At 42.5% G+C, this 25,855-nt stretch carries 27 protein-coding genes and 3 pseudogenes; 10 read left to right on the plus strand and 20 right to left on the minus strand.

The window, feature by feature from the left end:
- The first annotated feature begins 179 nt into the window (after nt 1–179).
- Nucleotides 180–1,178 carry a ferredoxin--NADP reductase 2 gene (gene yumC / locus C6Y02_RS00740; protein WP_034659862.1) on the plus strand — a complete coding sequence of 333 codons (999 nt, stop codon included), beginning with the start codon at nt 180–182 and terminating at the stop codon, nt 1,176–1,178.
- Nucleotides 1,179–1,225: 47 nt separating this feature from the next.
- On the opposite strand, the gene C6Y02_RS00745 is transcribed toward yumC, so the two are convergent.
- Entirely contained in the window at nt 1,226–1,432 is a 207-nt protein-coding gene (locus C6Y02_RS00745; protein WP_012011136.1) for a hypothetical protein, read from the minus strand.
- A 272-nt stretch (nt 1,433–1,704) separates the two neighbouring features.
- Between C6Y02_RS00745 and C6Y02_RS00750 the strand changes: the two genes are divergently transcribed.
- Together C6Y02_RS00750 and C6Y02_RS00755 are read left to right on the plus strand one after the other, a co-directional pair.
- Nucleotides 1,705–2,472, plus strand: coding sequence for a MerR family transcriptional regulator (locus C6Y02_RS00750; protein WP_189318226.1), 768 nt, complete (start codon nt 1,705–1,707; stop codon nt 2,470–2,472).
- Nucleotides 2,456–3,352 (plus strand): DUF2268 domain-containing putative Zn-dependent protease, encoded by an 897-nt coding sequence (locus tag C6Y02_RS00755; RefSeq protein ID WP_066030452.1) that lies wholly within the window; start codon nt 2,456–2,458, stop codon nt 3,350–3,352. Before C6Y02_RS00750 ends, C6Y02_RS00755 begins: the two co-directional genes overlap by 17 nt.
- A 152-nt stretch (nt 3,353–3,504) precedes the next feature.
- On the opposite strand, the gene erpA is transcribed toward C6Y02_RS00755, so the two are convergent.
- The 3 genes from erpA to C6Y02_RS00770 all read right to left on the minus strand — a co-directional run bounded on the left by erpA (nt 3,505) and on the right by C6Y02_RS00770 (nt 5,302).
- Nucleotides 3,505–3,867, minus strand: coding sequence for an iron-sulfur cluster insertion protein ErpA (erpA, locus tag C6Y02_RS00760; RefSeq protein WP_012011138.1), 363 nt, complete (start codon nt 3,865–3,867; stop codon nt 3,505–3,507).
- A 73-nt stretch (nt 3,868–3,940) separates the two neighbouring features.
- Nucleotides 3,941–4,795, minus strand: coding sequence for a diaminopimelate epimerase (gene dapF, locus C6Y02_RS00765; RefSeq protein WP_106030448.1), 855 nt, complete (start codon nt 4,793–4,795; stop codon nt 3,941–3,943).
- Nucleotides 4,796–5,065: 270 nt separating this feature from the next.
- Complete coding sequence (locus C6Y02_RS00770; RefSeq protein WP_003213414.1) at nt 5,066–5,302, minus strand: YuzB family protein; 237 nt, start codon at nt 5,300–5,302, stop codon at nt 5,066–5,068.
- A gap of 255 nt (nt 5,303–5,557) precedes the next feature.
- On the opposite strand from C6Y02_RS00770, the gene C6Y02_RS00775 reads away from it, so the two are divergent.
- On the plus strand, nt 5,558–6,625 hold the full coding sequence (locus C6Y02_RS00775; protein WP_060597234.1) for an NAD(P)/FAD-dependent oxidoreductase: 1,068 nt from the start codon (nt 5,558–5,560) through the stop codon (nt 6,623–6,625).
- A gap of 51 nt (nt 6,626–6,676) precedes the next feature.
- On the opposite strand, the gene C6Y02_RS00780 is transcribed toward C6Y02_RS00775, so the two are convergent.
- Together C6Y02_RS00780 and C6Y02_RS00785 are read right to left on the minus strand one after the other, a co-directional pair.
- On the minus strand, nt 6,677–6,907 hold the full coding sequence (locus C6Y02_RS00780; RefSeq protein ID WP_106030449.1) for a WYL domain-containing protein: 231 nt from the start codon (nt 6,905–6,907) through the stop codon (nt 6,677–6,679).
- Between the two features lie 100 nt (nt 6,908–7,007).
- Nucleotides 7,008–7,337, minus strand: coding sequence for a YuzD family protein (locus C6Y02_RS00785; protein ID WP_106030450.1), 330 nt, complete (start codon nt 7,335–7,337; stop codon nt 7,008–7,010).
- 121 nt (nt 7,338–7,458) lie between these two features.
- Between C6Y02_RS00785 and C6Y02_RS00790 the strand changes: the two are divergent.
- Nucleotides 7,459–7,758 (plus strand): annotated as a pseudogene (locus tag C6Y02_RS00790) (NifU family protein).
- A gap of 49 nt (nt 7,759–7,807) precedes the next feature.
- Here C6Y02_RS00790 and C6Y02_RS00795 read toward each other — a convergent pair.
- From C6Y02_RS00795 to yutH, 6 genes and pseudogenes are all read right to left on the minus strand, one after another.
- Nucleotides 7,808–9,778 carry a S9 family peptidase gene (locus C6Y02_RS00795; protein ID WP_106030451.1) on the minus strand — a complete coding sequence of 657 codons (1,971 nt, stop codon included), beginning with the start codon at nt 9,776–9,778 and terminating at the stop codon, nt 7,808–7,810.
- A 103-nt stretch (nt 9,779–9,881) separates the two neighbouring features.
- Nucleotides 9,882–10,814 carry a homoserine kinase gene (thrB, locus tag C6Y02_RS00800; RefSeq protein ID WP_106030452.1) on the minus strand — a complete coding sequence of 311 codons (933 nt, stop codon included), beginning with the start codon at nt 10,812–10,814 and terminating at the stop codon, nt 9,882–9,884.
- Nucleotides 10,811–11,872 (minus strand): threonine synthase, encoded by a 1,062-nt coding sequence (thrC, locus tag C6Y02_RS00805; RefSeq protein WP_024423361.1) that lies wholly within the window; start codon nt 11,870–11,872, stop codon nt 10,811–10,813. The genes thrB and thrC overlap by 4 nt, the downstream gene beginning before the upstream one ends.
- Nucleotides 11,872–13,173 carry a homoserine dehydrogenase gene (locus tag C6Y02_RS00810; RefSeq protein ID WP_034659873.1) on the minus strand — a complete coding sequence of 434 codons (1,302 nt, stop codon included), beginning with the start codon at nt 13,171–13,173 and terminating at the stop codon, nt 11,872–11,874. The genes thrC and C6Y02_RS00810 overlap by 1 nt, the downstream gene beginning before the upstream one ends.
- A gap of 208 nt (nt 13,174–13,381) precedes the next feature.
- A pseudogene (locus C6Y02_RS00820) lies at nt 13,382–14,366 on the minus strand (2-hydroxyacid dehydrogenase).
- 85 nt (nt 14,367–14,451) lie between these two features.
- On the minus strand, nt 14,452–15,480 hold the full coding sequence (gene yutH / locus C6Y02_RS00825) for a spore coat putative kinase YutH (RefSeq protein WP_106030454.1): 1,029 nt from the start codon (nt 15,478–15,480) through the stop codon (nt 14,452–14,454).
- Between the two features lie 114 nt (nt 15,481–15,594).
- Between yutH and C6Y02_RS00830 the strand changes: the two genes are divergently transcribed.
- On the plus strand, nt 15,595–16,095 hold the full coding sequence (locus C6Y02_RS00830) for a phosphatidylglycerophosphatase A family protein (protein WP_034659876.1): 501 nt from the start codon (nt 15,595–15,597) through the stop codon (nt 16,093–16,095).
- 42 nt (nt 16,096–16,137) lie between these two features.
- On the opposite strand, the gene C6Y02_RS00835 is transcribed toward C6Y02_RS00830, so the two are convergent.
- From C6Y02_RS00835 to C6Y02_RS00845, 3 genes are read right to left on the minus strand one after another with little or no spacing between them, the layout of a single operon-like run.
- Nucleotides 16,138–16,911: a TIGR01457 family HAD-type hydrolase gene (locus tag C6Y02_RS00835; protein ID WP_095285818.1), complete on the minus strand. Its 774-nt coding sequence runs from the start codon at nt 16,909–16,911 to the stop codon at nt 16,138–16,140.
- An 18-nt stretch (nt 16,912–16,929) separates the two neighbouring features.
- The gene (locus C6Y02_RS00840; RefSeq protein ID WP_034659878.1) at nt 16,930–17,364 is read right to left on the minus strand and encodes a DUF86 domain-containing protein; all 435 of its coding nucleotides are present in this window, start codon (nt 17,362–17,364) and stop codon (nt 16,930–16,932) included.
- 19 nt (nt 17,365–17,383) lie between these two features.
- Nucleotides 17,384–17,659 carry a YutD family protein gene (locus C6Y02_RS00845; protein ID WP_003213192.1) on the minus strand — a complete coding sequence of 92 codons (276 nt, stop codon included), beginning with the start codon at nt 17,657–17,659 and terminating at the stop codon, nt 17,384–17,386.
- A gap of 120 nt (nt 17,660–17,779) precedes the next feature.
- Here C6Y02_RS00845 and C6Y02_RS00850 point away from each other — a divergent pair, with 120 nt between their 5' ends.
- A complete protein-coding gene (locus C6Y02_RS00850; protein ID WP_034659879.1) occupies nt 17,780–18,415 on the plus strand; it encodes a YhcN/YlaJ family sporulation lipoprotein in 636 nt (211 codons plus the stop codon).
- Nucleotides 18,416–18,454: 39 nt separating this feature from the next.
- Here C6Y02_RS00850 and lipA read toward each other — a convergent pair whose 3' ends face one another.
- Nucleotides 18,455–19,351 (minus strand): lipoyl synthase, encoded by an 897-nt coding sequence (gene lipA / locus C6Y02_RS00855; RefSeq protein WP_034660686.1) that lies wholly within the window; start codon nt 19,349–19,351, stop codon nt 18,455–18,457.
- A 327-nt stretch (nt 19,352–19,678) separates the two neighbouring features.
- Between lipA and C6Y02_RS00860 the strand changes: the two genes are divergently transcribed.
- The gene (locus tag C6Y02_RS00860; protein WP_223256482.1) at nt 19,679–20,623 is read left to right on the plus strand and encodes a M23 family metallopeptidase; all 945 of its coding nucleotides are present in this window, start codon (nt 19,679–19,681) and stop codon (nt 20,621–20,623) included.
- A 34-nt stretch (nt 20,624–20,657) separates the two neighbouring features.
- Here the strand turns inward: C6Y02_RS00860 and yunB are convergent, their stop codons facing one another.
- The 4 genes from yunB to C6Y02_RS00880 form a co-directional block, all read right to left on the minus strand.
- Nucleotides 20,658–21,422, minus strand: coding sequence for a sporulation protein YunB (yunB, locus tag C6Y02_RS00865; protein WP_034282711.1), 765 nt, complete (start codon nt 21,420–21,422; stop codon nt 20,658–20,660).
- A gap of 75 nt (nt 21,423–21,497) precedes the next feature.
- Nucleotides 21,498–21,803, minus strand: a complete 306-nt coding sequence (locus tag C6Y02_RS00870; RefSeq protein ID WP_034659881.1) for a YunC family protein — start codon at nt 21,801–21,803, stop codon at nt 21,498–21,500.
- 67 nt (nt 21,804–21,870) lie between these two features.
- On the minus strand, nt 21,871–23,244 hold the full coding sequence (locus tag C6Y02_RS00875) for a bifunctional metallophosphatase/5'-nucleotidase (protein ID WP_034659882.1): 1,374 nt from the start codon (nt 23,242–23,244) through the stop codon (nt 21,871–21,873).
- Nucleotides 23,245–23,305: 61 nt separating this feature from the next.
- Nucleotides 23,306–24,157, minus strand: a complete 852-nt coding sequence (locus tag C6Y02_RS00880; protein ID WP_034659883.1) for a DUF72 domain-containing protein — start codon at nt 24,155–24,157, stop codon at nt 23,306–23,308.
- Between the two features lie 321 nt (nt 24,158–24,478).
- Here C6Y02_RS00880 and C6Y02_RS00885 point away from each other — a divergent pair, with 321 nt between their 5' ends.
- On the plus strand, nt 24,479–25,639 hold the full coding sequence (locus C6Y02_RS00885) for a PucR family transcriptional regulator (protein WP_106030456.1): 1,161 nt from the start codon (nt 24,479–24,481) through the stop codon (nt 25,637–25,639).
- 60 nt (nt 25,640–25,699) lie between these two features.
- Nucleotides 25,700–25,840, plus strand: a pseudogene (locus C6Y02_RS19405) (oxalate decarboxylase); the annotation flags it as partial.
- Nucleotides 25,841–25,855: the final 15 nt, after the last annotated feature.

Consider the following 25,855-nt stretch of genomic DNA (forward strand, 5'->3'; position numbering starts at 1 on the left):
TGCTCCTTTTTTCAAGGCTTTAAACTGAAAATCCTTATGATAAACGGTCTTTCTCGCTTTTTCCTCTTTTTCAAAGCTTCGGCATCAAAAAACGACAAGTTTTTCAAAACAAGTCAAACGACGATATGTGGTATGATATGATATAGTGATAACAATTTTCATTTGGGAGGATTAAAGGAATGCAAGAAGATTCTAAGGTATATGACATTACCGTTATCGGGGGCGGCCCAGTAGGATTGTTTACTGCGTTTTACGGTGGCATGAGACAGGCAAGTGTGAAAATCATTGAAAGCCTTCCTCAGCTCGGCGGTCAATTATCCGCTCTTTACCCTGAAAAATACATTTATGATGTGGCTGGTTTTCCAAAAATCCGCGCACAAGAATTAGTTGATAACTTAAAGGAACAAATGGATAAATTTGATCAAACCATTTGCTTAGAGCAAGCAGTTGAAACGGTTGAAAAGCAGGCAGATGGCATTTTTAAACTTGTGACAAATCAAGAGATTCATTATTCTAAAACGATCATCATCACAGCTGGTAACGGTGCATTCCAACCGAGAAAGCTTGAGCTAGGTGCAGCAGAATCATTTGAAGGAAGCAACCTGCATTACTTCATTAATGATTTGAACCAATTTGCCGGCAGACGTGTGGCCGTTCTTGGCGGCGGAGACTCTGCAGTGGACTGGGCTCTGATGCTTGAACCTATCGCAAAAGAAGTATCCATTATTCACCGCCGTGATAAATTCCGCGCCCATGAGCACAGTGTAGAAAACCTGCACAATTCGAAAGTCAATGTAGTGACGCCATTTGTCCCAACTGAGCTCATTGGTGAAGACCGCATTGAACAGATTGTGCTGGAGGAAGTCAAAGGCGACAAAAAACAAGTGCTTGATGTGGACGACGTGATCGTCAACTTCGGTTTTGTTTCCTCCCTTGGACCAATTAAGCAATGGGGTCTTGAAATCGAAAAGAACTCGATCGTCGTGAAATCCACAATGGAAACAAACATTGAAGGCTTCTATGCGGCAGGAGACATCTGTACGTATGAAGGAAAAGTCAAATTGATTGCCAGCGGATTTGGTGAAGCACCAACGGCTGTCAACAATGCGAAAGCCTACATGGACCCGAAAGCCCGTGTACAGCCTCTTCATTCCACAAGCTTATTTGAAAACAAATAAAAACGGATCAAAAAAAGGAGTTCCCACTAGCGGAACTCCTTTTTCGTTTATTTAAAAACCCCAATATAGGCATTCGCCATTCCAAGTACCATTGCAGCAAGCAGCACCACAACAATCCCTGCCACAACCAAAATCACCCGATCCTTCACACGTTCCTTTTTCGGAAGCGGCTTCTCAATCCCGCAAGCTGGACACGTTTTGGAACGATACGGAATCAGTTCATGACAGTTCCTGCAATTGATTTGTTCACTCAAACCTCAGCAACCTCTTTTCTCTACCTACAGTTTATGTTTGGTTATCATGATACTCTTTTTGGGTGGAAATAGCCAGTTGTGAGGGCAAGCTGTAACAAAATTGAGCGATTTACGCGTACATATCTCATGAACTCAATACTCAACTATTCCGAGAGAAAACCATCATCAAGTTGAAGCACAAATGAACAATCCTTGATTTAAAATTTTTAAATGATGATTGACCCTAACGTAACGTCATATTTTATAGTAGATATCAAGAGAGGTGAATTGAAATGAAAGTAAAGGAAGTCGCTGAATTGTTTGGTATTAGCATTCGTACACTTCATCATTACGATCAGATTGGTTTATTGATTCCGAAAAAAGTCACAGATAATCATTATCGACTCTATTCAGAAGAAAACCTTGAAACATTACAGCAGATATTATTTTTTAGAGAACTTGGATTTCCATTGAAGGAAATAAAAAAGATGATGCACAATCCTTCATTTGACAAGAAAGAAGCATTTATTTTACAAAGAAACATGTTACTAGAGAAACGAAATAAATTCGATAAAATGATCGAAAATATTGATAAGACGCTACAGCATTTGTTGGGGGAAACTCACTACACCTATAAAGAAAGGTTCGAGAATATGAATATGAAATTTAGTCAATATGGAGAAGAAGCTCGTCACCGTTGGGGAAATCAAACTGTTGATGAAGTCAGCTCAAAATTAAATAATTTGTCTAAAGATGAACAAATTGAATTATCTAATAGATGGAATAGCATATTTAATAAACTAGCCTCTCTTCGCAATCATTCCCCTAAATCCAAAGAGGTACAAATCGTAATCAAACAATGGTACAACTTTTTAAACGAAAACTTTAGTTACTACTCTCTTGATGCTTTTTACGGTTTAGGTCAACTCTATATTCAAGATGGACGTTTCACAAAGAATATAGATCGATATGGTGAAGGCTTGGCATCATTTGTGAGCGAAGCAATGAAAGTTTTTATCACTCTTTATAAAAGGGAGCATAACAATGAGGATGATAATTGAGGATACAATTGATCAATACGAAAGGTTATTTTCAACTCAACACAACAAAGAACATTTTTTCCGACACACCATGATGAAACCTTTTGAAAAGATGTGGAATATGATAAACGTTCCGCTAAAAGCTAAACAGCAAAATGGATATGATGTAATAATGGCAACCAAGATGCTTGGCTATCTTGATGTAACAGATACACAAACTGGACAACAGGCATTAAAGAGACTACAAGAAATTCAGGCTCTTCAAACAGCAGATATCACCTTAAACCATTGTATGGATTTCATAGAAAAGCACAACCTTCAAATAAATGCTGATGAGTTGAGATTCGGTCTATATCTAGGTGATCCGAAAAAGCTTGAACTGCAAAAAGGATATTGCGGTTTTGGAGGAATTCCTGGATTTATTCAAATATCACTATATCCAACTGCATATAATATCCCAAGAATTCCTGCTCTCATTGCACATGAATTCCACCATAATATCCGTTTTTCATATTTTGAATGGGATTATGGAAACGTGACAGTTGGAGATTATTTAATTATAGAGGGTTTAGCTGAATCATTTGCAAAAGAGCTTTATGGTGAACATGTGTTAGGACCTTGGGTCACTTCTTTTGATAAAGAGGAATTAAACTATTCAAAAGAAGTGATAAAAGAGGCTTTACATACAAAAGGATTTGCTGAGGTCAGCAGTTATATGTTTGGTGATATCATTGCCAAAGAACAAGGCTTTCAACCAGTAGGATTATCACCCTTTGCTGGTTATGCAGTAGGTTATCAAGCTGTACAATCTTTCATGAGAATTAATAATGTAGGAATTGAAGAAGCGACCTTACTTGGTACAGATGAAATATTAAGAAATTGCGAACTTTTTTATACTTAAATACCCTTACAAAGAAGGACGGTGCTGAGTGATTTAAGTTATCTTCTCTTTTCACATCTTTAAACAACACAAAAAAACCTCCTCGAATCATAATCAATTTGAGGAGGTTTTAAATATCCAATATGGATTTACAAAATTAATTGATACTAACCTTAACACTCTTCCGGCGTACCGGTATTCGTCGCTGTTCGGAAAGAAGAACCGCATCCGCATGAAGCAATCGCATTCGGATTGTCGATGGTGAAACCGCCGCCCATTAGTGATTGTTTGAAATCAATAATGGTGCCGTTCATGATATCAAGGCTTTCGGAGTCGACAAGGACCTGGATGCCTTGCTGTTCGAACTGCGTGTCTTTCTCTGAAACTTCATGGTCAAAGCCCATGCCGTATGAAAGACCACTGCATCCGCCGCCTTTTACGCCCACTCGCAGGAACGCATTTTCTTCTTCATGTTCTTTCATCATATCTTTAATCTGCAGTGCAGCAGCTTCTGTAATGGTTACTGGTGTACTCATGATCATCCCTCCTTTTGACTGGATGTTTCTTTTCAATTATAAACGTGATGGTGCCTTTTCTCAAATAAATGGTTTACAGATAAAATGTGCCGTCACAAATCGTTTCAGCAGGCCCTGTCATGAGCACATGGTCGTTGTCTTTCCAGCGAATGATGAGATCTCCGCCTGCTAAGTGAACCGTCATGTCCGTTTCTTTTTTCGCCTGTCCATTCACAATCGTGGATACAGCCGCAGCGCAAGCACCCGTTCCGCAGGCTTGAGTAATGCCAGACCCTCTTTCCCACACACGAAAATGCAGTTCTGTTTCACTGACAACTTCTACAAATTCTACATTGACGCCTTCTGGGAACATGTCATGCTTTTCGATGATTGGCCCAAGTGTATCAAGCGGTGCTTTTTCAATGTCCTCTAAATAAAAAACGATGTGCGGATTTCCCATTGAAACAGCCGTTCCATTTAAAGTCACAGTGCCAAAATCAAGTGCTTCATGAATCGTTGTGCTGGCCGGTTCACCAAGCATCGGCATCGCTTTTTTTTCAAAACGAGGTTTCCCCATATCTACTGTCACTAAATGAACGTGACCATCCTGCACGTGAACGGTAGCTTCAACGAGTCCTGACAATGTCTCAATATGGAACGTTGTGTCTGTTACGATTTGATGCTCATACACATATTTTGCGACGCAGCGTAGACCGTTGCCGCAGTTTTTACCCTCTGATCCATCATTGTTGAAAATGCGCATTTTCACAGGTGCAACATCTGATGGGCAAATAAGGATCATTCCGTCTGAACCGATTCCTGTATAAACAGAAGAAACGCGGATCGCTATCTCTGATAGCTGCTCTTCTGGAAGCTGTTCCTTCATCTGATTGACGTATATATAATTATTTCCTAATCCGTGCATTTTCGTGAATTGAAATGATGTCATGAGCTTCCTCCAAAAATGTTGTTTCTTTATAGTATAAAAGGAGTCGATTCAGGAGACAATCTTATCATCCCCCGTTTTTCATACATAGAAGCTCTTTGCTGCCATGGCAAAGGGCTTTTATTATGCATATGCCTCTTTTTCTCTCGTGTGATGCTTCATTTTGATGATATTTTATTAGCATAACATATTGGATGCGCTTTCTATTAATTCTCCTTAAAAATGGAAGCTTAAAGTGTGAAAAAAATGCACCCCATGACCCATGTGGTGCATTTAAAACATCTCATTTTCCTCTATAAAAGCATAAATACGCTCGACTAGCTGCTCTGCATTTTCTCCTGAAACAAATTCTCCATTCACAAGTGCAAATGGGGAGTCCATACATTTGCCGCAATAGCTTAAACAGCCGTATTCCATAACGTCTAGGTTTGGGTCTTTATCAAGCTTCTCTTTTGCTTCTTGAGACCCTTGTGCAAGATTACTTACACAAAATTCGATCAGTGGGAACACTTTGCTTCACCTCACATTGCCTTACCATCCTACCGAAATTCCTTCTATTAGTCAAAACATGAGCTTCATCTGTATCGTTACGCCTATTCCTCGTAAAATGTTTTACTATTTAGGACTAACTAATGAATATGTAGGTTATTTTGAAACAATTATTGTGGTTTCACAGTAAATTCGATATAATTTTATTTGGTATTTTAACTTAAAGTTTTTTAGTATAAGTGTTTTTCAATGTCTACGGGGAAAAGGAGAATCGTCATGAAAAATTTAGTCTTGATCGGCGGAGGTTACGGGAATATGCGGGTTCTCCACCGCTTATTGCCAAATCAATTACCTGATGATGTTACTATCACATTAGTTGATCGAAATCCTTACCACTGTTTAAAAACAGAATATTATGCACTCGCTGCTGGAACAATCTCTGATCATCACATCCGAGTATCTTTTCCAGAGCATCCGAAGCTGGATATTCAATATGGGGAAGTAGAAAAAATTGATATTGAAAACAAACAGATCTTATTCAGCGACCGTGAACCCATTCCTTATGACGACACGGTGATTGGACTCGGCTGTGAGGACAAGTATCATAATGTCCCTGGTGCGAAAGAACATACATACAGTATTCAAACCATTGATCAGTCAAGACATACGTATAACAAATTAAACAATTTGGGTGCAGGTGCAACGGTTGGTATCGTCGGTGCTGGACTTAGCGGGGTAGAGCTAGCCAGTGAATTAAGAGAAAGCCGTGCTGATTTAAACATTATTCTTTTTGACCGCGGAGAGCTGATTCTATCAAGCTTCCCAAAAAGATTAAGTTTATATGTGCAAAAGTGGTTTGAAGAAAATGACGTAAAGATCATTAACTGTGCCAATATTACGAAGGTTGAAGAAGGTGTTGTTTACAACCATGATGACGCCATTGAAGCAGAGGTCATCGTATGGACAGCAGGCATTCAGCCAAGCAAAGTGGTACGGGAGATGGATGTTGAAAAAGACGCACAAGGCCGCGTCGTATTAACACCTCATCACAATCTCCCTGGAAATGAGCATGTCTATGTCGTGGGTGATTGCGCAAGCTTGCCGCATGCCCCAAGTGCACAGCTTGCCGAGGCGCAGGCAGAACAAATTGTCCAATCTCTGCAAAAACGCTGGAAAAACGAGCCGCTTCCTGAGGCTTATCCTCAGTTTAAGCTAAAAGGTGTCTTAGGATCTTTAGGGAAAAAAGCCGGCTTTGGCTTAGTAGCAGATCGTCCACTTATTGGCCGTGTACCAAGACTTCTAAAATCCGGACTCCTTTGGATGTACAAGCATCACAATGGCTAACATCATGTGAATTTTTTCTCAAAGCTCCTTCATGACGAGGGAGCTTTTTTTCTATGAAACGGCATGTGCCGATGAACGGGTCAATTTGATCGGAGCAAGGGCAAGGATGCTGTCTTTACGAAAAGTTCTCATCGTTTTCTTCGATAAACAATACGCTTGGATGAGCTGGTCTGTTTGACGGTGGACAATGATTTTACGCTTCGTGCACTCTCCGTTTTTCTTCATATAAATCATCTCAATTGGTATTTGCTGATGAAGAGATTGTTTCAGTAAATAATTCATGATGCTCACGCTCCTTTCATTTGATTATAATCGAACAAACGTTCTTTTTCAACCTAAAAAGGAACATTTGTTCTGTTTGTTTTCTCAAAAAAAGAACAGTTTATTCACTGCTCTCCGTGTAACCGTATTTCTCCATTTCTTGATAAATGTCTTTTAATTTTGGATTGCCCTCTCCAACAATTTGATCCTCCACTAAGACAAGCGGATAAAAGAATTCATCATCAAGAATTCGTTCAGACAATTCTTTTTGGCCTTCGTTTTCTGGCGGGTGCTCAATATCAATATATGTGATACGAAACGGCTGATTCGGATATTTTCGTTTTAACGCTGCATCTAACCACTCAAATGTGTCTTTTGAAGAAGGCAGATTCACGCAGCTAGCGCACAGTACATCTCTTCCATATACATAAAGATCAACGGTTTGTTTCATTTGGCAAGCCCCCTATTCTTTCTTTATTTTAGCTGAATTTTCTGTATGAAAAAAGTCAAAATCACTTTTTGTTTCAAGATGAGATTGTGCTATAATGAGAAGGAAACTTTGAAACCAATCAATAGATTTTTATCGTCCAGATGAATATAATGGTGATATGTTGTGAAAGGAGCGATTATATCTAATGACTGAAGTCGAAATGAAAGACCAAGTACAGGAAGTACTGGACAAACTTCGTCCATTTCTATTACGTGATGGTGGAGACTGTGAGCTTGTAGACATTGAAGATGGCATTGTGAAATTACGTCTTTTAGGTGCATGCGGCAGCTGCCCAAGTTCAACCATTACATTGAAAGCCGGTATTGAGCGCGCATTATTAGAAGAAGTGCCTGGCGTTGTAGAAGTTGAACAGGTTTTCTAATTCATATATGACATGAAAACGACCCGAATTCGGGTCGTTTTTTTCATTATTAACTTAACTTCTCTCTAAACCAGTCCTTCATAAAGGTCAGTCTTTGAATACGCTGCCCCGGATGGCCGCTTCTGGATAAATCATGAGATGCCTTCGGGAATTTGACGAGCCTTGTGTCTTTCCCAAGCTCCTTCAGTGCTACAAAAAGCTGTTCTGCTTGATCAACTGGGCAGCGATAGTCTTCATCGCTGTGCAAGATGAGAAGTGGCGTCTTCACCTGCTTCACATACTTTAGCGGCGAACGATCCCATAGCTTATCGGCCGAATCATAAATATCCCCATCAATCTGCCATCTTGTGAAGTAATAACCAATGTCACTAATGCCATAAAAGCTAATCCAGTTTGAAATGGACCGCTGTGAGACGGCTGCGCGAAAGCGGTCGGTTTGCCCGACAATCCAGTTTGTCATAAAACCTCCATAGCTGCCGCCTGTTACTCCGAGCCTCGTTTCATCAAGGAAATCATAGGCTTTGAGCACATGATCAACAGTCTGCATGACATCCTTATAATCAACGCCACCATAGCTTCCTCTCACACGGTCGCTAAACATCTGTCCGTATCCATGACTGCCATGAGGATTGATATATACGATGGCATAGCCTTCAGCAGCGAGCATTTGAAATTCATGAAAATACGTATAACCATACATCGCATGCGGTCCACCATGAATCTCTAAAATGAGCGGATATTTCTTCCCGTCTTCCATTTGGGAAGGCTTCATAAACCAGCCATGCACCTCATCGCCTTCTTTTGACTGAAACGAAAATGGCTCTGGTACCGATAGGACATGCTCCTTAAGAAAGGTGTCATGCTCGAACGTGATTTGCTTTAGATCCGCCTCCCCTAATGTCAGCTCATACAGCTCACTTGGTGAAACGTGCGTAAGCCGGCTGAGCAGCAATTTGGATTCATCTGGATGAAGGCTGAAGTTTGTGATATGTTCTGCCTCTAATCGAACTGGATAGGCTAAGCCTTCAACGGAGAAATAATAAATCCCTGTACTGCCTTGATCAGAAACAAGCGCATAAAATCCCAGGCTATCCTTTGTCCACTGCGGAAGCTGATTGGCTTCGCCCATGACGCTATCTCCTGCCATACAGTTGCCCACATACATATCAAGCATTTCTGACAGCTGAACTACTTTTTCTACCTTCAGATCATACAGCCATAATGCTGGGAAGGTAGCATTTTGAAATTCGCGCTCATGTCCGATATACACGAGGCTCTCTCCATTTGGAGAAAAAGACACGGTGGAATAAGCGCCAGCTGATTGTGTGATTTTCTTTGTCGTACTGTCCTCTAATGACAGGAGGCACACGTCACTTATGTAAGGTATCTGAGGATTTGATTGAATATAGGCAAGCCATTTCCCGCACGGAGAGACCGTGTGACTCACATGATGATGATGCCCGCTCGTGACAGCCTCTACCTCTCCTGAGTGGGTATCCACTTGAATGATCTGCGTGAAACGCCCATCTAAATAACCTCTGCCATCTGCTTTATAGGTCAAATCATCATATACCGCAGGAGCGAAATCATCTCGCTCTTCCTTTTTTTCATCATGAACAGATTCTGATTGTTTCAGTGACACAGCCGCATAAATGAAAGCTCCATCTGGTGAAAAGACAGGATGAGATACCCCGTATGGAATCGCCGTTAAGGTGCGCACACCGCCTCCCTGACTCTGAATCAGTGCCAGCTGAGGAACTTCCTTTGGCTTTTGCAAAATAAAAGCAAGCTGCCTGCTGTCTTTTGACCACACTGGCTGATGATGCTTTCCATCCTCAAATGTCCATTGTAACAGCTCCTCTGTCTCTTCATCTCGAACCCATAAATGGATGTTGTAATCATCTTTTTTCTCATTCACCGTGACTTTTGTAAAAACCGCCTTTTTTCCATCTGGTGAATAAACCGGATGAGAAACAGAAACAATCTTCGTTAAATCTTCTGCCGTCATCAATTTCTTCATGAATGTATCTCCCCCTTTTACGCATAAAAAATAGTTCGATCCTCTAAATAATAATCCCTGCTTCATCCTATAAAAACAAGGATAAAAAAAAGAACGTGCATTTTTACAGCACGTTCTTTACTTGATTGACTGGATCATGCTCCACGACAACACCTGCTACCGGTACCGTCAGCAAATCTACTTCGCAATGCGGGAAGTTTTGGGCAAGCTGCTTTTTCAGCGCTTCTCCCTTCCCTTTTTCAACTAAGGTTAAGATCGTCGGTCCAGCACCGCTTAATGCCGTTCCATACGCTCCTTTTAGCGAAGCGACATGCTCTACCTTCGACAGCTCTGGGACGAGCATTATGCGGTAAGGCTGATGAAATAAATCCTTATTCATCATTTCTCCAACAAGCGGCCAGTTCTGCGTCATTAATGCCGCTACAAGCACGTTGCTCACAGCACTCGCACTGACAGCATGTTTATAGGAAAGATCCTCTGGCAGGACATCACGGGCATCCTTTGTCAGCATTTCATAAAAAGGAATCACGACGACAACATCTATATCCACATGCTGCACTTTGACGGCATGTGTCTTGTCTTCTTCATGAAGACCAATCAGTAAACCGCCGAATAAAGAGGCACCCGCATTATCTGGATGACCTTCTACCTCACTTGCAAAAAAGAGCTTTTGATCATCCGTCATATTTAATTCGAGAAGCTGATTGGCCAGCTCAATGGCTGCCACAATTGCAGCAGCACTGCTTCCCAGCCCCCGTGCCAATGGAATATCACTCCACACTTTGACATAAACAGGCGGGAGTGTTTTTCCAAAGTGATCTGCGACCTTTTTGGCTGTTTGATAAATTAGGTTGTCGGTGCCTGATGGAATCCCGGACACGACATCTGTTTCTGCTTCAAACAGCCAGCTATCATGGTCATAGACCGATAGCTTTAAATAGCGGCTGAGCGCCATTCCAACTGAATCAAAGCCTGGTCCTAAATTGGCAGTGCTTCCCGGTACTGTGATTGTAAAAAGCATGGAGGCTTTACTCATACGCGCGCGGCCTTTTCTAAGTGTTCAAGAATTTGATCTTCATCTGCATCGAGTGTGACCGGCTTGATTTGTGAAATATCAATTGCCGTATTCGGATCTTTCAATCCGTTGCCTGTTAATACCGCAACAACTTTACTGCCTGGCTTGATTTCTCCGGATTTCACCTGCTTTAGCACACCTGCGATAGACGCACAAGAGCCCGGTTCTGCAAACACGCCTTCTTCACGTGCAATCAATTGATATGCATGAAGAATTTCCTCGTCAGTCACTTCATCAATCTTTCCGTTTGATTCATCTGCGGCTGCCACAGCTTGCTTCCAGCTCGCTGGATTTCCGATACGGATGGCAGTTGCCACTGTTTCTGGCTGTTCAATCACTTCATTTCGTACGATTGCTGCTGCACCTTCTGCTTCAAAGCCGCGCATGACTGGCAGTCCAGTTCCTTTTTTCTCATGGTATTCCTTGAAGCCTTTCCAGTAGGCGGTGATGTTTCCTGCATTTCCAACAGGAATCGCCAGTACGTCCGGGGCCGAGCCTAGCTGCTCACAGATTTCAAATGCCGCAGTTTTTTGTCCTTCAATTCGGTACGGATTGACAGAGTTAACAAGAGCAATCGGCGCTTTTTCACAGATGCTGCGGACGATTTTCAGCGCATCATCAAAGTTGCCGTCAATCGCAATGATCTCTGCTCCGTACATCACAGCCTGTGCAAGCTTCCCGAAGGCAATTTTCCCGTCTGGAATGATGACGATACATTTCATATCAGCACGGGCTGCATAAGCCGCTGCCGCCGCAGAGGTATTCCCTGTCGAAGCACACATGATCGTATCATTGCCTTCTTCTTTTGCCTTTGCAACAGCCATGACCATTCCACGATCCTTGAAAGAGCCTGTTGGATTGACGCCTTCTGTTTTCACATGAAGCTCAATCCCCAGCTTTTCCGAAAGTTTGGCAAGGTGGATCAGCGGTGTATTCCCTTCATTTAATGTTAGTTTTGGTGTTGATTCGTTTACTGGTAAGAATTCTTGGAATTCCTCAATAAGTCCATTCCACTTCATCAGCTTAAACCGTTCCCTTCTACTCGGTACGTGCTCTTCACTTGAACCACCACGTCGAGATCGTTTAATTTTTGCAGGATATTTGAGAAATCTTCTTCTGAGGTCCGGTGTGTAATAATCACAATTTCAGCCAGCTCATCATGCCCTTTCACAGGAAGCTGAAGGATCTTTTCAAAGCTGATGCCTCTTTCAGAAAAAATAGATGTAATGCGGGAGAATGCCCCGACTTGATCTCTGACATGAATTCTTAAGAATTGCTGAGCAAATACTTCCGATGGCGATTTGATCTTTTTCTCAAACTGCGGTGCGATAAATCCGCTTCCGTTCACGCCAAGGCGCATGTTTTTCATCACTGCGACTAAGTCTGATACAACAGCTGTTGCCGTTGGGAGACTTCCTGCTCCAGGGCCGTAAAACATCGTTTCTCCTACAGCACTTCCATAGACATACACCGCATTGAATTCATTGTTGACCGATGATAGCGGATGGTGATCAGGGAGTAAGGTTGGCTGGACACTGACTTCCACTTTCTCTCCGTCCCGCTGGGCAATTCCGATCAGCTTCATTGTGTAGCCAAATCGTTTACTGAAATTAATGTCTTCATCAGAAACGTCAGAGATGCCTCTGACCTTCACATCCTCTAATTCCACATTCATGGAAAAACCGAGTCTTGCAAGAATCGCCATTTTCCTTGCTGCATCAAGTCCTTCTACATCAGCTGTCGGGTCTGCTTCTGCAAAGCCAAGATCCTGCGCTTCTTTTAAGACATCTTCATATGCGCTTTTATCGACGTTCATTTTCGTTAAAATAAAATTCGTTGTGCCGTTCACAATTCCCATCATCTTCGTAATTCGGTCAGAGGCCAATCCTTCCTCCAGCGTACGCAGAATCGGAATTCCTCCGGCTACACTTGCTTCATAATAAAGATCACAGCCATTTTCTTTCGCAACATGTAAAAGCTCTGTTCCGTAAAGCGCCATTAAATCTTTATTGGCTGTAATGACATGCTTCTTCTCATTTAACGCATCTATTAAATATTGTTTTGTCTCTTCAATGCCGCCCATCACTTCAATAATGACGTCGACCTCTGGATCTCTAATCACATCGTATACTTCAGTTGTGAAGACCTCTCTTGCCACATCCACATCTCTCTTTTTATCGGGATTGCTCACAAGCACTTTTTGTATTAATACCGGACAGCCGATCTGGTGCATTAATTTATCCTGGTGATCTTGGATAATCTTGACGACACCGCTCCCCACTGTTCCTAATCCTAATAGTCCAACTCGAATTGCCTTCACCTGAAATTCCACCTTTCTCCGTCAATGTCCTCTCTAAAAAGACATTTGTTAACCTAACACAGACATTCAATGTACACACATTATAAAGGGGTATCCTCATTTTGACAAGGTAATAAAATAAGAGATTGTCAGAATGAAACCGCTTAACAGCTATTTATATCAAGATTCTATATTTTCAAAATATTTTTGTCAGAAAAGCTCCCGAAACTCAGGGAGCCTTATATGATGAACGAACCGGCGTTTTGGCTTGCTGACCTTGTAAGACAAGCGCAATATTTTCAGCACACAAACGCATCATCGTTTTTCTCGTTTCGACACTTGCACTTCCAATATGAGGGAGAACCGTGACGTTAGGTAATGTTGTTAACGGATGAGACGGGCTGACAGGTTCCTGTCTAAATACATCCAGACCGGCTCCGGCAATTTTTCCTGTCGTGACCGCCTCATATAAAGCATCCTCATCCCACAGTCTGTCCTCTTGATACATTAATAAAATAGGCTGAGTTCTTCATCAGATCAAATGCTTTTTCATTAAACATGTCTTTTGTTTCCGGGGTTAAAGGGGTCAGACAGACGATGAAATCAGACTGCGTAAGCAGTTCCTCAAATGGCGCATAAGTCACGCCGAGCTGCGCTTCTGCCTCTGGCTTTCTTGACCGGTTATGGTACAGCACCTTCATGTCAAAGCCTGCTGCCCGCTTGGCAAGCGCTGTTCCGATGCTGCCCATGCCAACAATTCCAAGGGTTTTGTGATGAATATCAGCGCCGGCAAGAAGAAGAGGCCCCCAGCCTGTCCAATTTCCTTCCTTAATCCAATCACTCGCCTCGACAATCCGTCTAGCTGACGCCATCAGAAGGGCAAAGGCTAAATCAGCCGTGGATTCTGTTAATACATCCGGTGTATGACAAATAGTGATATTGCGCTTTTCAGCCGCCTCAAGATCAATATTGTCATAGCCAACAGCAAGGTTTGCGATCACCTTAACATTTGGAGTTTTTGATAAAAGGGCTTCATCTACTTGATCTGACAGCATGGTGAGAAGCGCATCCGCTTTAGCTGCTTGTTTTTCTAATTCTTCTCTTGGACATGGCTCATCCTCGCTCGGCCACATCTCAATATGAGCGACTTCTTTTAATGGTGTAAGTGATGCTTCATCCAGCTTTCTTGTGATATAGACATAAGGTTTCGGCAAGAAGAACACTCCTTTGATTGATTTCTTTAAGCATAACGAAAAACGCCTCAAGAGAAAAGAGACGTTTCATCTGTTCACTGAAACTTCAAATCCGTGGACCTGTGATCCAGCCAACTGCCGGTATCGGGCTCTCGCCGCTTCGCATGGCACTCATTTCTTGAAAGACCTTCAGAAAGTATTCATAGCGATTGGCATCATTTAGGACGTAATCTAACCGCTCTTCATAATATGATTTTTCATTTTCTCCTGACATGTAGTAGCCTTCCACAATTTCAAAATAATGAAGCGGGAACAACAAGCGGCTGTATAACAAACGCTTAGAAAAGGAAGAAAGAGGTGTCACCTGCTCATATTGCTGAAGAAAGGAGAAGCCTTCTTCAATTAAATCTTCCTTATGCTGGACAAAGGTTTCTCTTAAGTATTCGGCAATATCCCGGGTTGGATGATCAAAGACCCAATCTACAGGTAAACGAAGCGGCTGCTCATGCGGCCAAGTCCTCCGCGAAAAACGCTGGTGGCAGACAGTGCCTGAGTCACATTCCCTCGGTTCATCATCAAGCTCAGTATCCACTAAATATTGAATGGCATTTTCCGTTAATCCAAGATAATACGGAAAGGATTCGATGAATTTTTTTTCAAACTGTTCCAGTGGTTTTTGGTGCATTTGCTGCATCCAAAAGCCTTCAAGCTGATCTAACCGTTTTGCCCACAATTCCTTCCAGGCTCCCACACGTTTTGTTTCAGATACCTCATATGGAAATCCTCTTCCCCTGACATGAAAGGCCGCCAGCTCTGATGCCTGCTGAAACGATCTGCTTGAGATCGGCGGTGCTGCCTTTAATAAAGCATACAGCTCCTTTCCATGAGTAAAGGTGGGCTTCTCTTCATTTGTTAATTCAAACACAGCGACGTATGGGTCTCCGGCATTCAGTAAATACTGACTGATATGATACAGCTCTGTGAGTTCTTCTTCTCGCAAATGAGACACAGGAACAATGATAAAGAGAGCCTCCGACGTTTGAAAGCTCTGATAACTGCCATATGGCATAAATTGACGCACATCAATACCAAATGTGTGATAAATGGTTTCTTTCATGTTTTCACCTGCGTTCATATGATCGTCTCTTATCATATCGTAGTCGCAGGTTGAGGGATTTATGAATACTATTTACTATCCGAAGCTTTTTACACGTTGTGGACCAAATTACGAGGATTGGGTGAGGAATATATGCCGCATCATCATGAGATGAACGAAGTAGAAAAAACAGCAAGACGCCGTTTACAAGAACGAGGCGTATCCATTCAAGATATAGCAGACCTTGTCTACTTTTTACAGGAAAAATATCATCCTGGCTTAGACATGTCAGAATGCATCCACAATGTGGAGCGTGTCATCGCAAAACGAGAAGTCCAAAATGCGATATTAACAGGCGTCGAACTAGACGTACTAGCCGAGCAAAAAAAGCTAACCGAGCCGCTTCAGTCCATTTTAGAAACAGACGAAAGCCTGTATGGTGTTGATGAAATTCTATCCTTTGCTATCGTCAATATTTATGGTTCGATCGGCTTTACGAATTACGGATATATCGATAAAGAAAAACCAGGGATTCTCGGGAAACTCAATGATAAATCCACAGGCGAGTGCCATACCTTTTTAGATGACATTGTCGGCGCCATTGCTGCTGCAGCATCAAGCAGGCTTGCACATAGTACGAGAAATGCGGAATAAAGCAAAAAAGAGGACGCGCGCGTAACGCTTGTCCTCTTTTTTTTATGATAATCGCTCAATCCACTCGGTTAATGAATCAATGACATAGGTTGGCTGTTTGTCATACTTCTGAAGCAGTTCTTTTGTTGTCACGCCTGTATGAACGAGTAATGTGTCCATTCCTGCATTCATCCCTGCCATAATATCCGTATCATAGTTATCACCCACCATAAGCGTCTCAGACAGATCTGTCCCGAGCACCCTCATCGCTTGTTCCATGATGATGGATTCTGGCTTCCCGATAAACGTTGGCTGGACCGTAGTGGTGACGGTCAGCACAGATGTTAATGAGCCGTTCCCTGGCAGAAGCCCTCTTTCTGTTGGTATGGCGATGTCTCCATTTGTTGAGACAAATTGTGCGCCTTGACGGATGGCAATCGCACCTACTGCGAATTTTTCATATGTAATGTCTCGGTCAATTCCAACAACAACGAAATCAGCGTCTTCCTGACCGAACATTAGCCCTTTTTCTTCAATGGCCTGCTTGATTCCTTCTTCACCGATGACGTAAACAGACGCGTCTTTCTTTTGCTCGGCAATATAATTGGCTGTCGCCATACTTGTTGTAAAGACTTGTTCTTCAGTTGCTGGAATATCGAATGAAACAAGCTTTTCTGCTACCTGCTTCGGCGTGCGTGACGAGTTATTCGTGACAAACAAGTAAGGAATGTTTAGCTCATTTAACTTTTGAACAAATTGACCTGCTTCTTCGATCTTTTCTGTTCCTTTATACATTGTTCCGTCTAAATCAATTAAGTAGCCTTTGTATTTCATGATGCTCACAACTCCAATGGATTATTTAAACGCTGATACTGGGCCAAGCTCCTGCTCCAAGTAGGTACGGATGCGGCTTGGGAAAACCTCTAGCGCATGCTCAACCTCGCTGATCACCTGCAGCAAGTCGTGATGAACCACTTCCTGGTATTGCTGCACAAGTGTTTTACGACACGAGACAAGCTTTTTCAGCTGACTGCCTTCCTCTTCGGGTACAACCTTTTCATCAACAAGAATATCCATGATGTCATCATAGCTTCCTGGATCACGCATAATAAAGCCATCAATCATATCATTTCCCGTATCAAGAATACATTCGACGAGCAAATGAACAATTCGTTCCAGCGCTTTTTTCTCTAGTGGACTTGTCCATGTTTGATGACTGCGCATCAACTCATATTGCTCCTCGAAAAAACGTAATGTCTCTTCAATTTTTTTTCTGTCTACGAAATACATCATGACGCTCCCCTTTGCGTTATTTTCTGATTCGTTTTAAGACAAAATAGGCACAGCCAAAATTACAGTATTCATAAATGTATTCATCGAGTGTGCTGATTTTTGTATCAAATGTGGCCTTTTGGTTTTGGTCATCAAAGAACCCCTTCAGTCTCAGCTGATTGTAGCCCCAGTCCCCCACAATATAATCGTACTTATTTAAAATATCTGAGTACCTTGCTTTAAACGCTTCTTCATCAAAACCGTCTTTAATATCTCTTACAAGATCAAAAGTAGCATTCTGAATGACGATCATCTTCTCACCTCTTTTTAAACGATCCATCTTTAATGATAATTCATTGGAAGAACTCCATCAATTGCTAAAGCATGTTTTTTCCGTTTTAGCCGAAGCTAAAGAAAAAAGGAGGTCACATTTATGAAGAAACAACTGACAGCCGCGATTCTCCTCAGCATGCTTTTAGGCGGGTGCGGCTTTCAATCAGGTATGAACCGGCAAGTGGATGAAGATTCTTCAAGTAAAACCATCCGTCTATCGGATCGTCATGAAGGAAATAATTCCAACATGCCAGAAGCAGACACAAACAGAGCAGGATATGTTCGTTATCAGCGCCAGCAAGTAACGGATCAGAAAGAAAGAACACCTGCTTTAAATCGCGAGCATCTTGCCCACGTCATTACAAGTTTAACTGTGCAGCTCCCAAACATCAAAGATGCAGCCACACTTGTGACAGATGAGGATGCACTGATTGTATATCGAACAGGAAACAAAAACCGGGATGAATCTGCCGATCAAGTAAAGAAAACGGCGGTTTCTGTACTCCCTCGTTATTATCATGTATACGTCTCTGATAATCCAGAGCACTTTCAATCCATTGCCAATTTTTCACGTCTTCAAACCAATTCACGTGATTTTGATCAAATTTTAACCAAAACGATTCAACAAATGAAATATTCCCCTCAAGGTGGAGATATTTCTACGAAAGAAGATGCAAATGGTATGACGAATTCCGACCGTACCATGAGAAGAAACGCCCCTTACGGCCAAAATTAATATGAGAAAAAACGCCAGAGAGCTCTGGCGTTTTCTTTGTTATGCTTGCGCCTGACGCTTTTTAGACGCTTCGTTTACTTGTTCATCTGCATGGTAGGAAGAGCGCACAAGCGGTCCAGCTTCACAATGGCTAAAGCCTTTTGACATCGCAATTTCTTTCAGCTCTGCAAACTCATCCGGATGGTAGTATTTTTGAACTTTCAAATGCTTTTTCGAAGGTTGTAAATACTGACCAATCGCCATAATATCCACGTTGCTCGCAAGAAGATCATCCATGACTTCAATGATTTCTTCCTTCGTTTCACCTAGTCCAATCATAATGCTTGATTTCGTTGGAATGTCGGGCTGCATTTCTTTTGCGCGGCGCAAGAATTCTAATGAACGATCATATGTAGCACGTGCACGAACCCTTGGCGTTAATCTGCGAACTGTTTCAATATTGTGATTTAAAATATCAGGACGTGTGTCCATTAACGTCTTCAAATTATCGTAATTGCCGCCCATGTCTGAAGGGAGAACTTCAATTGTCGTGAATGGACTTTTTCTTCTAATGGCACGAACGGTTTCAGCAAACACACCTGCTCCGCCATCCTTTTGATCATCCCTTGCAACCGCTGTTATCACAGCATGCTTTAAGTTCATCAAAGCCACTGAATCTGCCACGCGTTCTGGCTCTTGCAGGTCAAGCTCAGTTGGAAGTCCAGTTTTCACCGCACAGAAACGGCATGCGCGCGTACAAACAGATCCAAGGATCATAAATGTAGCAGTTCTTCTCACCGCCCAGCATTCATGAATATTCGGACATTTTGCTTCCTCACAAACGGTATTCAGGTTGTTTTCCCGCATCATTTTTTTCAAACCGGTATAGTTTTCATTCGTATTCAGCTTAATTTTAAGCCAGTCCGGTTTTCTTACGTGCTCTTCCTTCTTTGCCAATTCCATCATCTCCATATGAATTCGTTAAAGGTGCATCTACAAAAATCTTCCTGCTATATACGATGGATGCAGCTAAGAAGCTGCAAAAAATTGAATCTTTGGCCTAAAGCCTTTTCTTTAGACACTTTAACATAGTACAGATTGAACAACAAGGGAATGAGCTGCAAAAATACCCAAAAGCCTCCTAAAAAAATCAGAAGAAAATTACTAACATTTTCTTCTTATGAAATAGGGTGATCTAACCACACTAAACGGTAGAAGACGATGCTTGATGAAAGGAGATGGACGTTTGTGAAAGTGGTTTTAGCCATCATGATCGCTCTTTCAATGCTCCCTTTACCTGTTCATGCACAAGGGGAAGGCAAGCAGCCAGACGAACTGAAGCAGCGAATGGCACTATACGAAAAAGTCGCCATCACGACACAGGTTCCATGGTATGTACTTGCTGCGGTTGATCAGTATGAGCACAATATTCGAAAAAGCAGAAGAGATTTACCGAAACAAAAAGGCATCATTGGTATCTACATTCCCCGGGAAATGTGGATCGGCCCTGAAAACCCGAATCAGCAGGATACCTCTCCTTTAAGCATTAAAGTGTTTGATGGAATTGGACTTGATGGAAACGGGGATGGAAAAGCGAACAGCGATGACGATGAGGATGTATTATTCACGTTTGCTCAATACTTGCTTCACTACGGCAGCAGCATTGATCAATTAAAAATTGCTTTATGGGACTATTATGGACGAGATCAAACCGTTGGAATTATTTCATCTTTTATGAAGCTATTTCAGCACTACGGCCATCTTGACCTCGGAAAGCATGCCTTCCCTCTTCCGGTCGGAGCTGACTACAGCTACCGGAGTACATGGGGAGATGCGAGAGGGTTTGGCGGCAGAAGAATTCATGAGGGCACGGATTTATTTGCCCATTATGGACTTCCCGTTCGTGCGACATCGTATGGCGTGATTGAAATGAAAGGCTGGAACCGCTTTGGCGGCTGGCGGATTGGTATTCGAGATATTCATAATCATTATCATTACTTCGCTCATTTAAATGGCTTTGCAAAAGGACTCAAAACAGGTCAAATTGTTGAACCCGGACAGGTCATTGGATCCGTCGGAAGCTCCGGTTATGGCCCCCCAGGCACAGCAGGAAAATTTCCGCCGCATCTTCACTATGGCATGTATAAAGACAACGGCAGAACTGAATGGTCATTTGATCCATACCCTCATTTAAGGGCGTGGGAAAGAGCTGAGCGGAAACGCAAATAGAAAACAGCCCAATCATTCCTTGGGCTGTTTTTCATTATTCTTTCTTCTCCTTTTTCTCTGGGAGAACAATCGATGGAGCGCCTGAGTTGGTTCCGCTGCCATTGTAATAATCTGGTACATCCCCTTGAACGGCTTGGATGGAGACGGGTACTGAGTTTTTGACCACGATTGTTTCAGATGCAAACGGGATGATGACTCTCACCTTGACCTCGATCAGAACACTAATATCAATCAAGGCATTGTTGATGCCATAAGGCTTAATGTTTTTTTCAACGTCCGTATGCGGGTCACCAATGACACTAAAGCGTACAGGTACTTTTGGCCCTAGATTGGCGATGAGTGCATTTCCGGACGCTTGCCCAAGCGGAATGTTATATATAATGCCGTCATGTCCATCTGTTTGATCCTTTAACGCTTCTTTTGCCTCTTTTTGAAAGTTCCCCTTTTCAATGTCCTCTAAATTTTTTTGAAGATGACGTGACAGGTCAGCCATTGCTTTCGATGTTGCCTGCGCATTAAAATCGATGGTCGTTACTTTTCCGTTCTCACTTGTATTCATGACCACCATATCCTTCATATTCTCCTGATCGTCTGCAAAGTCTTGAACAGAATATTGGATCAGATGATTGGCGATACGCTCTGTTTCTAGTTCCGCAATGTGAATAAGGGTTGGTTTAATTGAACGGTTAATAAAAAATAGACTAATGACGGTTGAGAGTACAAAGAATAAGATTGCAAGCAGCATGACGTATCGAAATGGCAAAGGGCCCTTTTTATAGGGGCGATAACGGCGGTTCATTCTCAATAAAAAATCCCCCCTTCTCCACTACAAGTGTATGCAGACAGGCGGGGGGATAGGAATCATCTATCCATTTTATTTCACCATTTTTAATAATGCGTCTCTTCCATTGGTTCCAGCTGTAATGCCTAGCGCTTCTGCGGCGTATGTCACAGATTCTAAAGGGGCATCAAGCAATTGCTCAATGGTTCTCACACCAACTGCTCTCCCTGCGATAATTCCTCTATCTGCAAGCTTTTCATTTAAGAGCCCGACATCCAGTGCACCGCACATAATATACCCATGTTCATTTGTTACCGCCATAAAATTCGTCTTCGGCAGTTTGACGGTGACGGCTGTAAAGGAATGTCCATCAATTTTAATAGGTGTTAAATTCACCAAATCCCTTCACTCCTCTCATCACAATCTATGTGACAAGAGGGCGAGTGTTGTTAGGCTAAAGCGGATTTCATGTGGTTTCCTTCAGGCGCCAAGTAAGCACATCACGTAGAAATTCCGGCATGAAATATTCAATGTGTTCATGGTCACGGATATGAGGAAATAGAGAGCCTAATGTATACATATCGACTGTGCCAACCGTATAGGAAGCGTCCTTTTTGATCAATTGATCATGTACAAAGACATCCTTTACCCGTTTGGTTTCGCCTTCTTCTACTGTATAGGTGAGGCCGCTATACAGCATTTTCCCCATCAGCTCACCTCTAAAGCCGAAGCCCTTGATGCGCAGCTGTTCCATTTTTTCTTCACAGGCACGCCGAACGGTTTCGATGAGCTGTTGACCGGTAAGCGTCACCCGAATGGGATTAATGGGATGCGGGCAGATTCGGTGGACTTCTTCTCTTGTCACGATTCCTGCCTCTAATGAATCAAGCACCATACCTGCATTCATCATGCCGATATCTGCCCCGCACCAATCTTTAATGGCATCTGTTAAGAGCTGCGGAAGCGGGGATTCATCAAACCACTTCGTTTCTAACCTTGACTCAATCGCTGTTACTTTTTCCTGCATGAGGGCTTTGGCTCTTCTTTCTGCTTGCTGTAAGGTAGTGATGGCTTCATCTGATTCACTGATCAGCTGATCCACTGACTGCACCGTTGCTTTTTTCTCGATCAGCTCTTTGCGCGCTATGTCAATTGTCAGCTCGACACAGCCAATATAATGCCCATACTTTTCAGCGCATGCAAGCAGCACCCCATTGTCCATTTCACCCTGCTCTAACAAATGATGCGTGTGTGAGCCTAGGATGATGTCGATGTCAGGAAAATCACGGGCGACCTCCCGATCATGGATGATACCAAGATGGGATAAGAGTACAATGACATCTGCCTGTCCCTTCACTTCCTGCAGTATGTCCCGTATGCTGTCAAACGGATCTGTAATGTCCCAGCCCAGCTTTTCATAGACGGGTGTATACGCAATGGTCACGCCTAAGAGACATATTTTCAGTCCGTTTTCCATTTGGATCATATGATAGGGCTTTGCCCACGATGGCCTTTTGCCTTTCTCAAATAAATTAGACAGAACCACTGGAAATTGTGCATGCTCGTACAATTGATCGAGTTGATCATGAGGCAGCGTAATGCCTTCATTATTTCCAATCGTGACCCCATCATAGCCAAGTTGATTGAGAAGCTTGACGTTTACCTTTCCATAATCAGCTTCTGACACAAGGTTCACTCGGTCCATATGGTCGCCAATATCAAACAAGAGCATCTGATCGTGAACTTGACGCTTTTCCTCAATATAAGCTGCGATTTTTGGCCAGTTCTCAAAGTGGCTGTGCAAGTCGTTTGTATGATATAACCATAGCTTCTGCAGCATGTTGATCTCTCCCTCAAGTTGTCACTGAACCGTCATTCAGGTTGAAAGCCGCAGCTCTCAATTAACTAAATAAATCTAACTGCTTCGGAGAAAGGCTTGAATACGTAATATCCAGCAAATCAATCATCTGCTGGCCATTCGCCGCTGCATCTCCGCCGGAGTTATTATTAAACACGACATAGACATCTTTTGATTGCTGATGCAGAATGTCGAGATTCTTTTTCCACTCTTTTAATTCAGCTTCATTATATAAATATAAGTATCGCACTTCACGCCAATTCTCATGGTCTGCTGGGTGAAGCCAGCCTTGTTTATTTCTTCCGTGAAAACGGACCAATGTTTTATCACGGTGCGTAGCTTGTATGACTGGCGGAATGGAGCCTTCTCCAACTTGCGGCTCATCACAAACAGAATGAATCCATCCTTCTTTTTCCATAAAGGACAAGGTCTGCTCATAAAATTCATCTGAGAACCATGTGCGGTTACGGAATTCGAGGGCACATGGAATGTCACCCATCTTCTCTTTACACCATCTTAAATAGTGGACGTGCTCTTTTTTGCAATCAAACCATGGTGGAAATTGAAACAAAACCATGGCAAGTTTCCCTTCTCGAATGAGCGGAGTTAATGAAAGAATAAATGCGTCAAACATCTCTTCCTTCGAAGCAAACGGAATTTCGCCCCTCTGATGCCCGGTCATTCCTTGATATGCTTTCACGACAAATTGAAAGGTATCTGGCGTATCCTTGATCCACTTTTCATGATTACGCTCAGGCTGAACCGCATAAAAGCTGGCATCCAGCTCCACAATGGGAAACGTTGACGAATAGTGAAACAGCTTTTGAGCGCTGCCGATTTTCGGCGGATAAAGACTGTCATGGTCTCCCCAGCCAGTTAATCCGATATAAATCATGTTTCTCACCTCTTGCCACTCTCATGTATAGACGGCTTCCTCACATGAAAGCCTTTTTCTCTTGTGATACCCATATTTCTGAAAGAAATTCTTCTGTCTACAACATATCATATTTGCCCGTAATTCTGAATGAAGATGACTGACGGTACGTGATTTTGTCCTGACGCTCTGTTTGTTTGTGATATTAGTTGACAACTTTCTATCTAAAATGATTTGAGCTGATAACATAAATTGCATATCAGAGAAGTTAACAGTGATTGTCCATTTATTTATTCATCTTCACCAAGAGCTTTAGTTCTCAATAAAGGAGACTTAGTGGATATGAAAATAGACGATAACCAGTTTGAAGCATTGCAAAAAATCGCCGAAAGGATTCACAAGCCTGTCTATTTGTGTAACCAGCATGGACGTATTCTCTGCAACTCGCACACCATGATCACGAGCCCAGATTGGATTCGCATTCTCCCCTTTTTCCAAAGAAGGACACCCCATTATTTTTCGATGATATATGCGAAGCAAACCTTTTCCGTCTTTCCGATTGATCTAACCGAACAAACATGTGAGTATGTGGTCATCCCTTCCTTCATCCCTCCGCTGGATGAAACACTGCAAGTCTTCATTGCACAAGCAGTAAACGAAATCTCAATTGCGCGAATGAGACAATATACTGCCCAGCAAACGGCCAAGCGTGCAAGAAATGAAGGGTTTCGCAGATGGATAGAGGGTGCATCGTATTCTCAGCAAGACGCTGCATACATTGCGAAGACGTTTGGATTAAACATAGAAAACAGCTATCTATGTATGATCTGTCAGCTTGATCATTGTCATGAGACCACTCATTTTTTGAACCAGCAACTGATGTTAGATCAAGTCGTTGATCTACTTGACAGCGCACTTCCAAGCTCTCCTTTTCCTTCCTTTCTGTTTGTCAAAGGTGATATGGGCATTGTATTAATGGAAGAGACAGGCAGTTGGTCAAAGATGAGTGGCAGACTCCTCTCTTTTTTGAAACAGTTGCAGATGCTCGTTAGCATACAAGCGAATCACACCATTTCCTTTGGCGTGAGCTTGACTAGTTGTCGCACCACCCATCTGTCTGAGGGCTACAGTGAAGCATTAGAGGCTCTTCAAGCCGGACATCTCTCGTCGCAGGCGGAATATATTCAGTTCTATCAGGCAAAGGATGTGCCAGATTTATTGAAGCTTATTCCAAGAAAGGATTTAGTCACGTTTCACCAGATGCACCTTCACCCGGTATATGAAGCTGATCAAAACCTCCTCCACACCTTATCTGTCTATTTAGAAACGCATTGCCACATTTCAGAAACAGCGAAACGTTTGTCTATTCATCGCAACACGGTCATTTATCGATTGGAGAAGTGTGAGGAGCTGCTTCGGATCAGCTTAAAAGACCCTGAAGCCACATTAAGGCTGCGCTTAGCATTACGTATTCAGATGCTTCTCTCACCCCATCCTGATTGAATGTTTTCTTCCGAAGCTTCATATAGTTTGGAGGAGAAAAGTGATACACGAGGAGGCAAAAATCGCTTTGCAGATATTTCGTTGAATCAGTGGATGGCCTTATCCCCTCCTCAATTAGTGAAAGAGCATTTACATGTAGATGATGCCATGATTCGTGCGCTTCATAAAGAAAAATCACCTGTCGTTACATATAAAAGGTGATGACCATTATAATAA

This window comes from Bacillus sp. NMCC4 (assembly GCF_002998555.1).
Lineage (GTDB): Bacteria > Bacillota > Bacilli > Bacillales > Bacillaceae > Bacillus.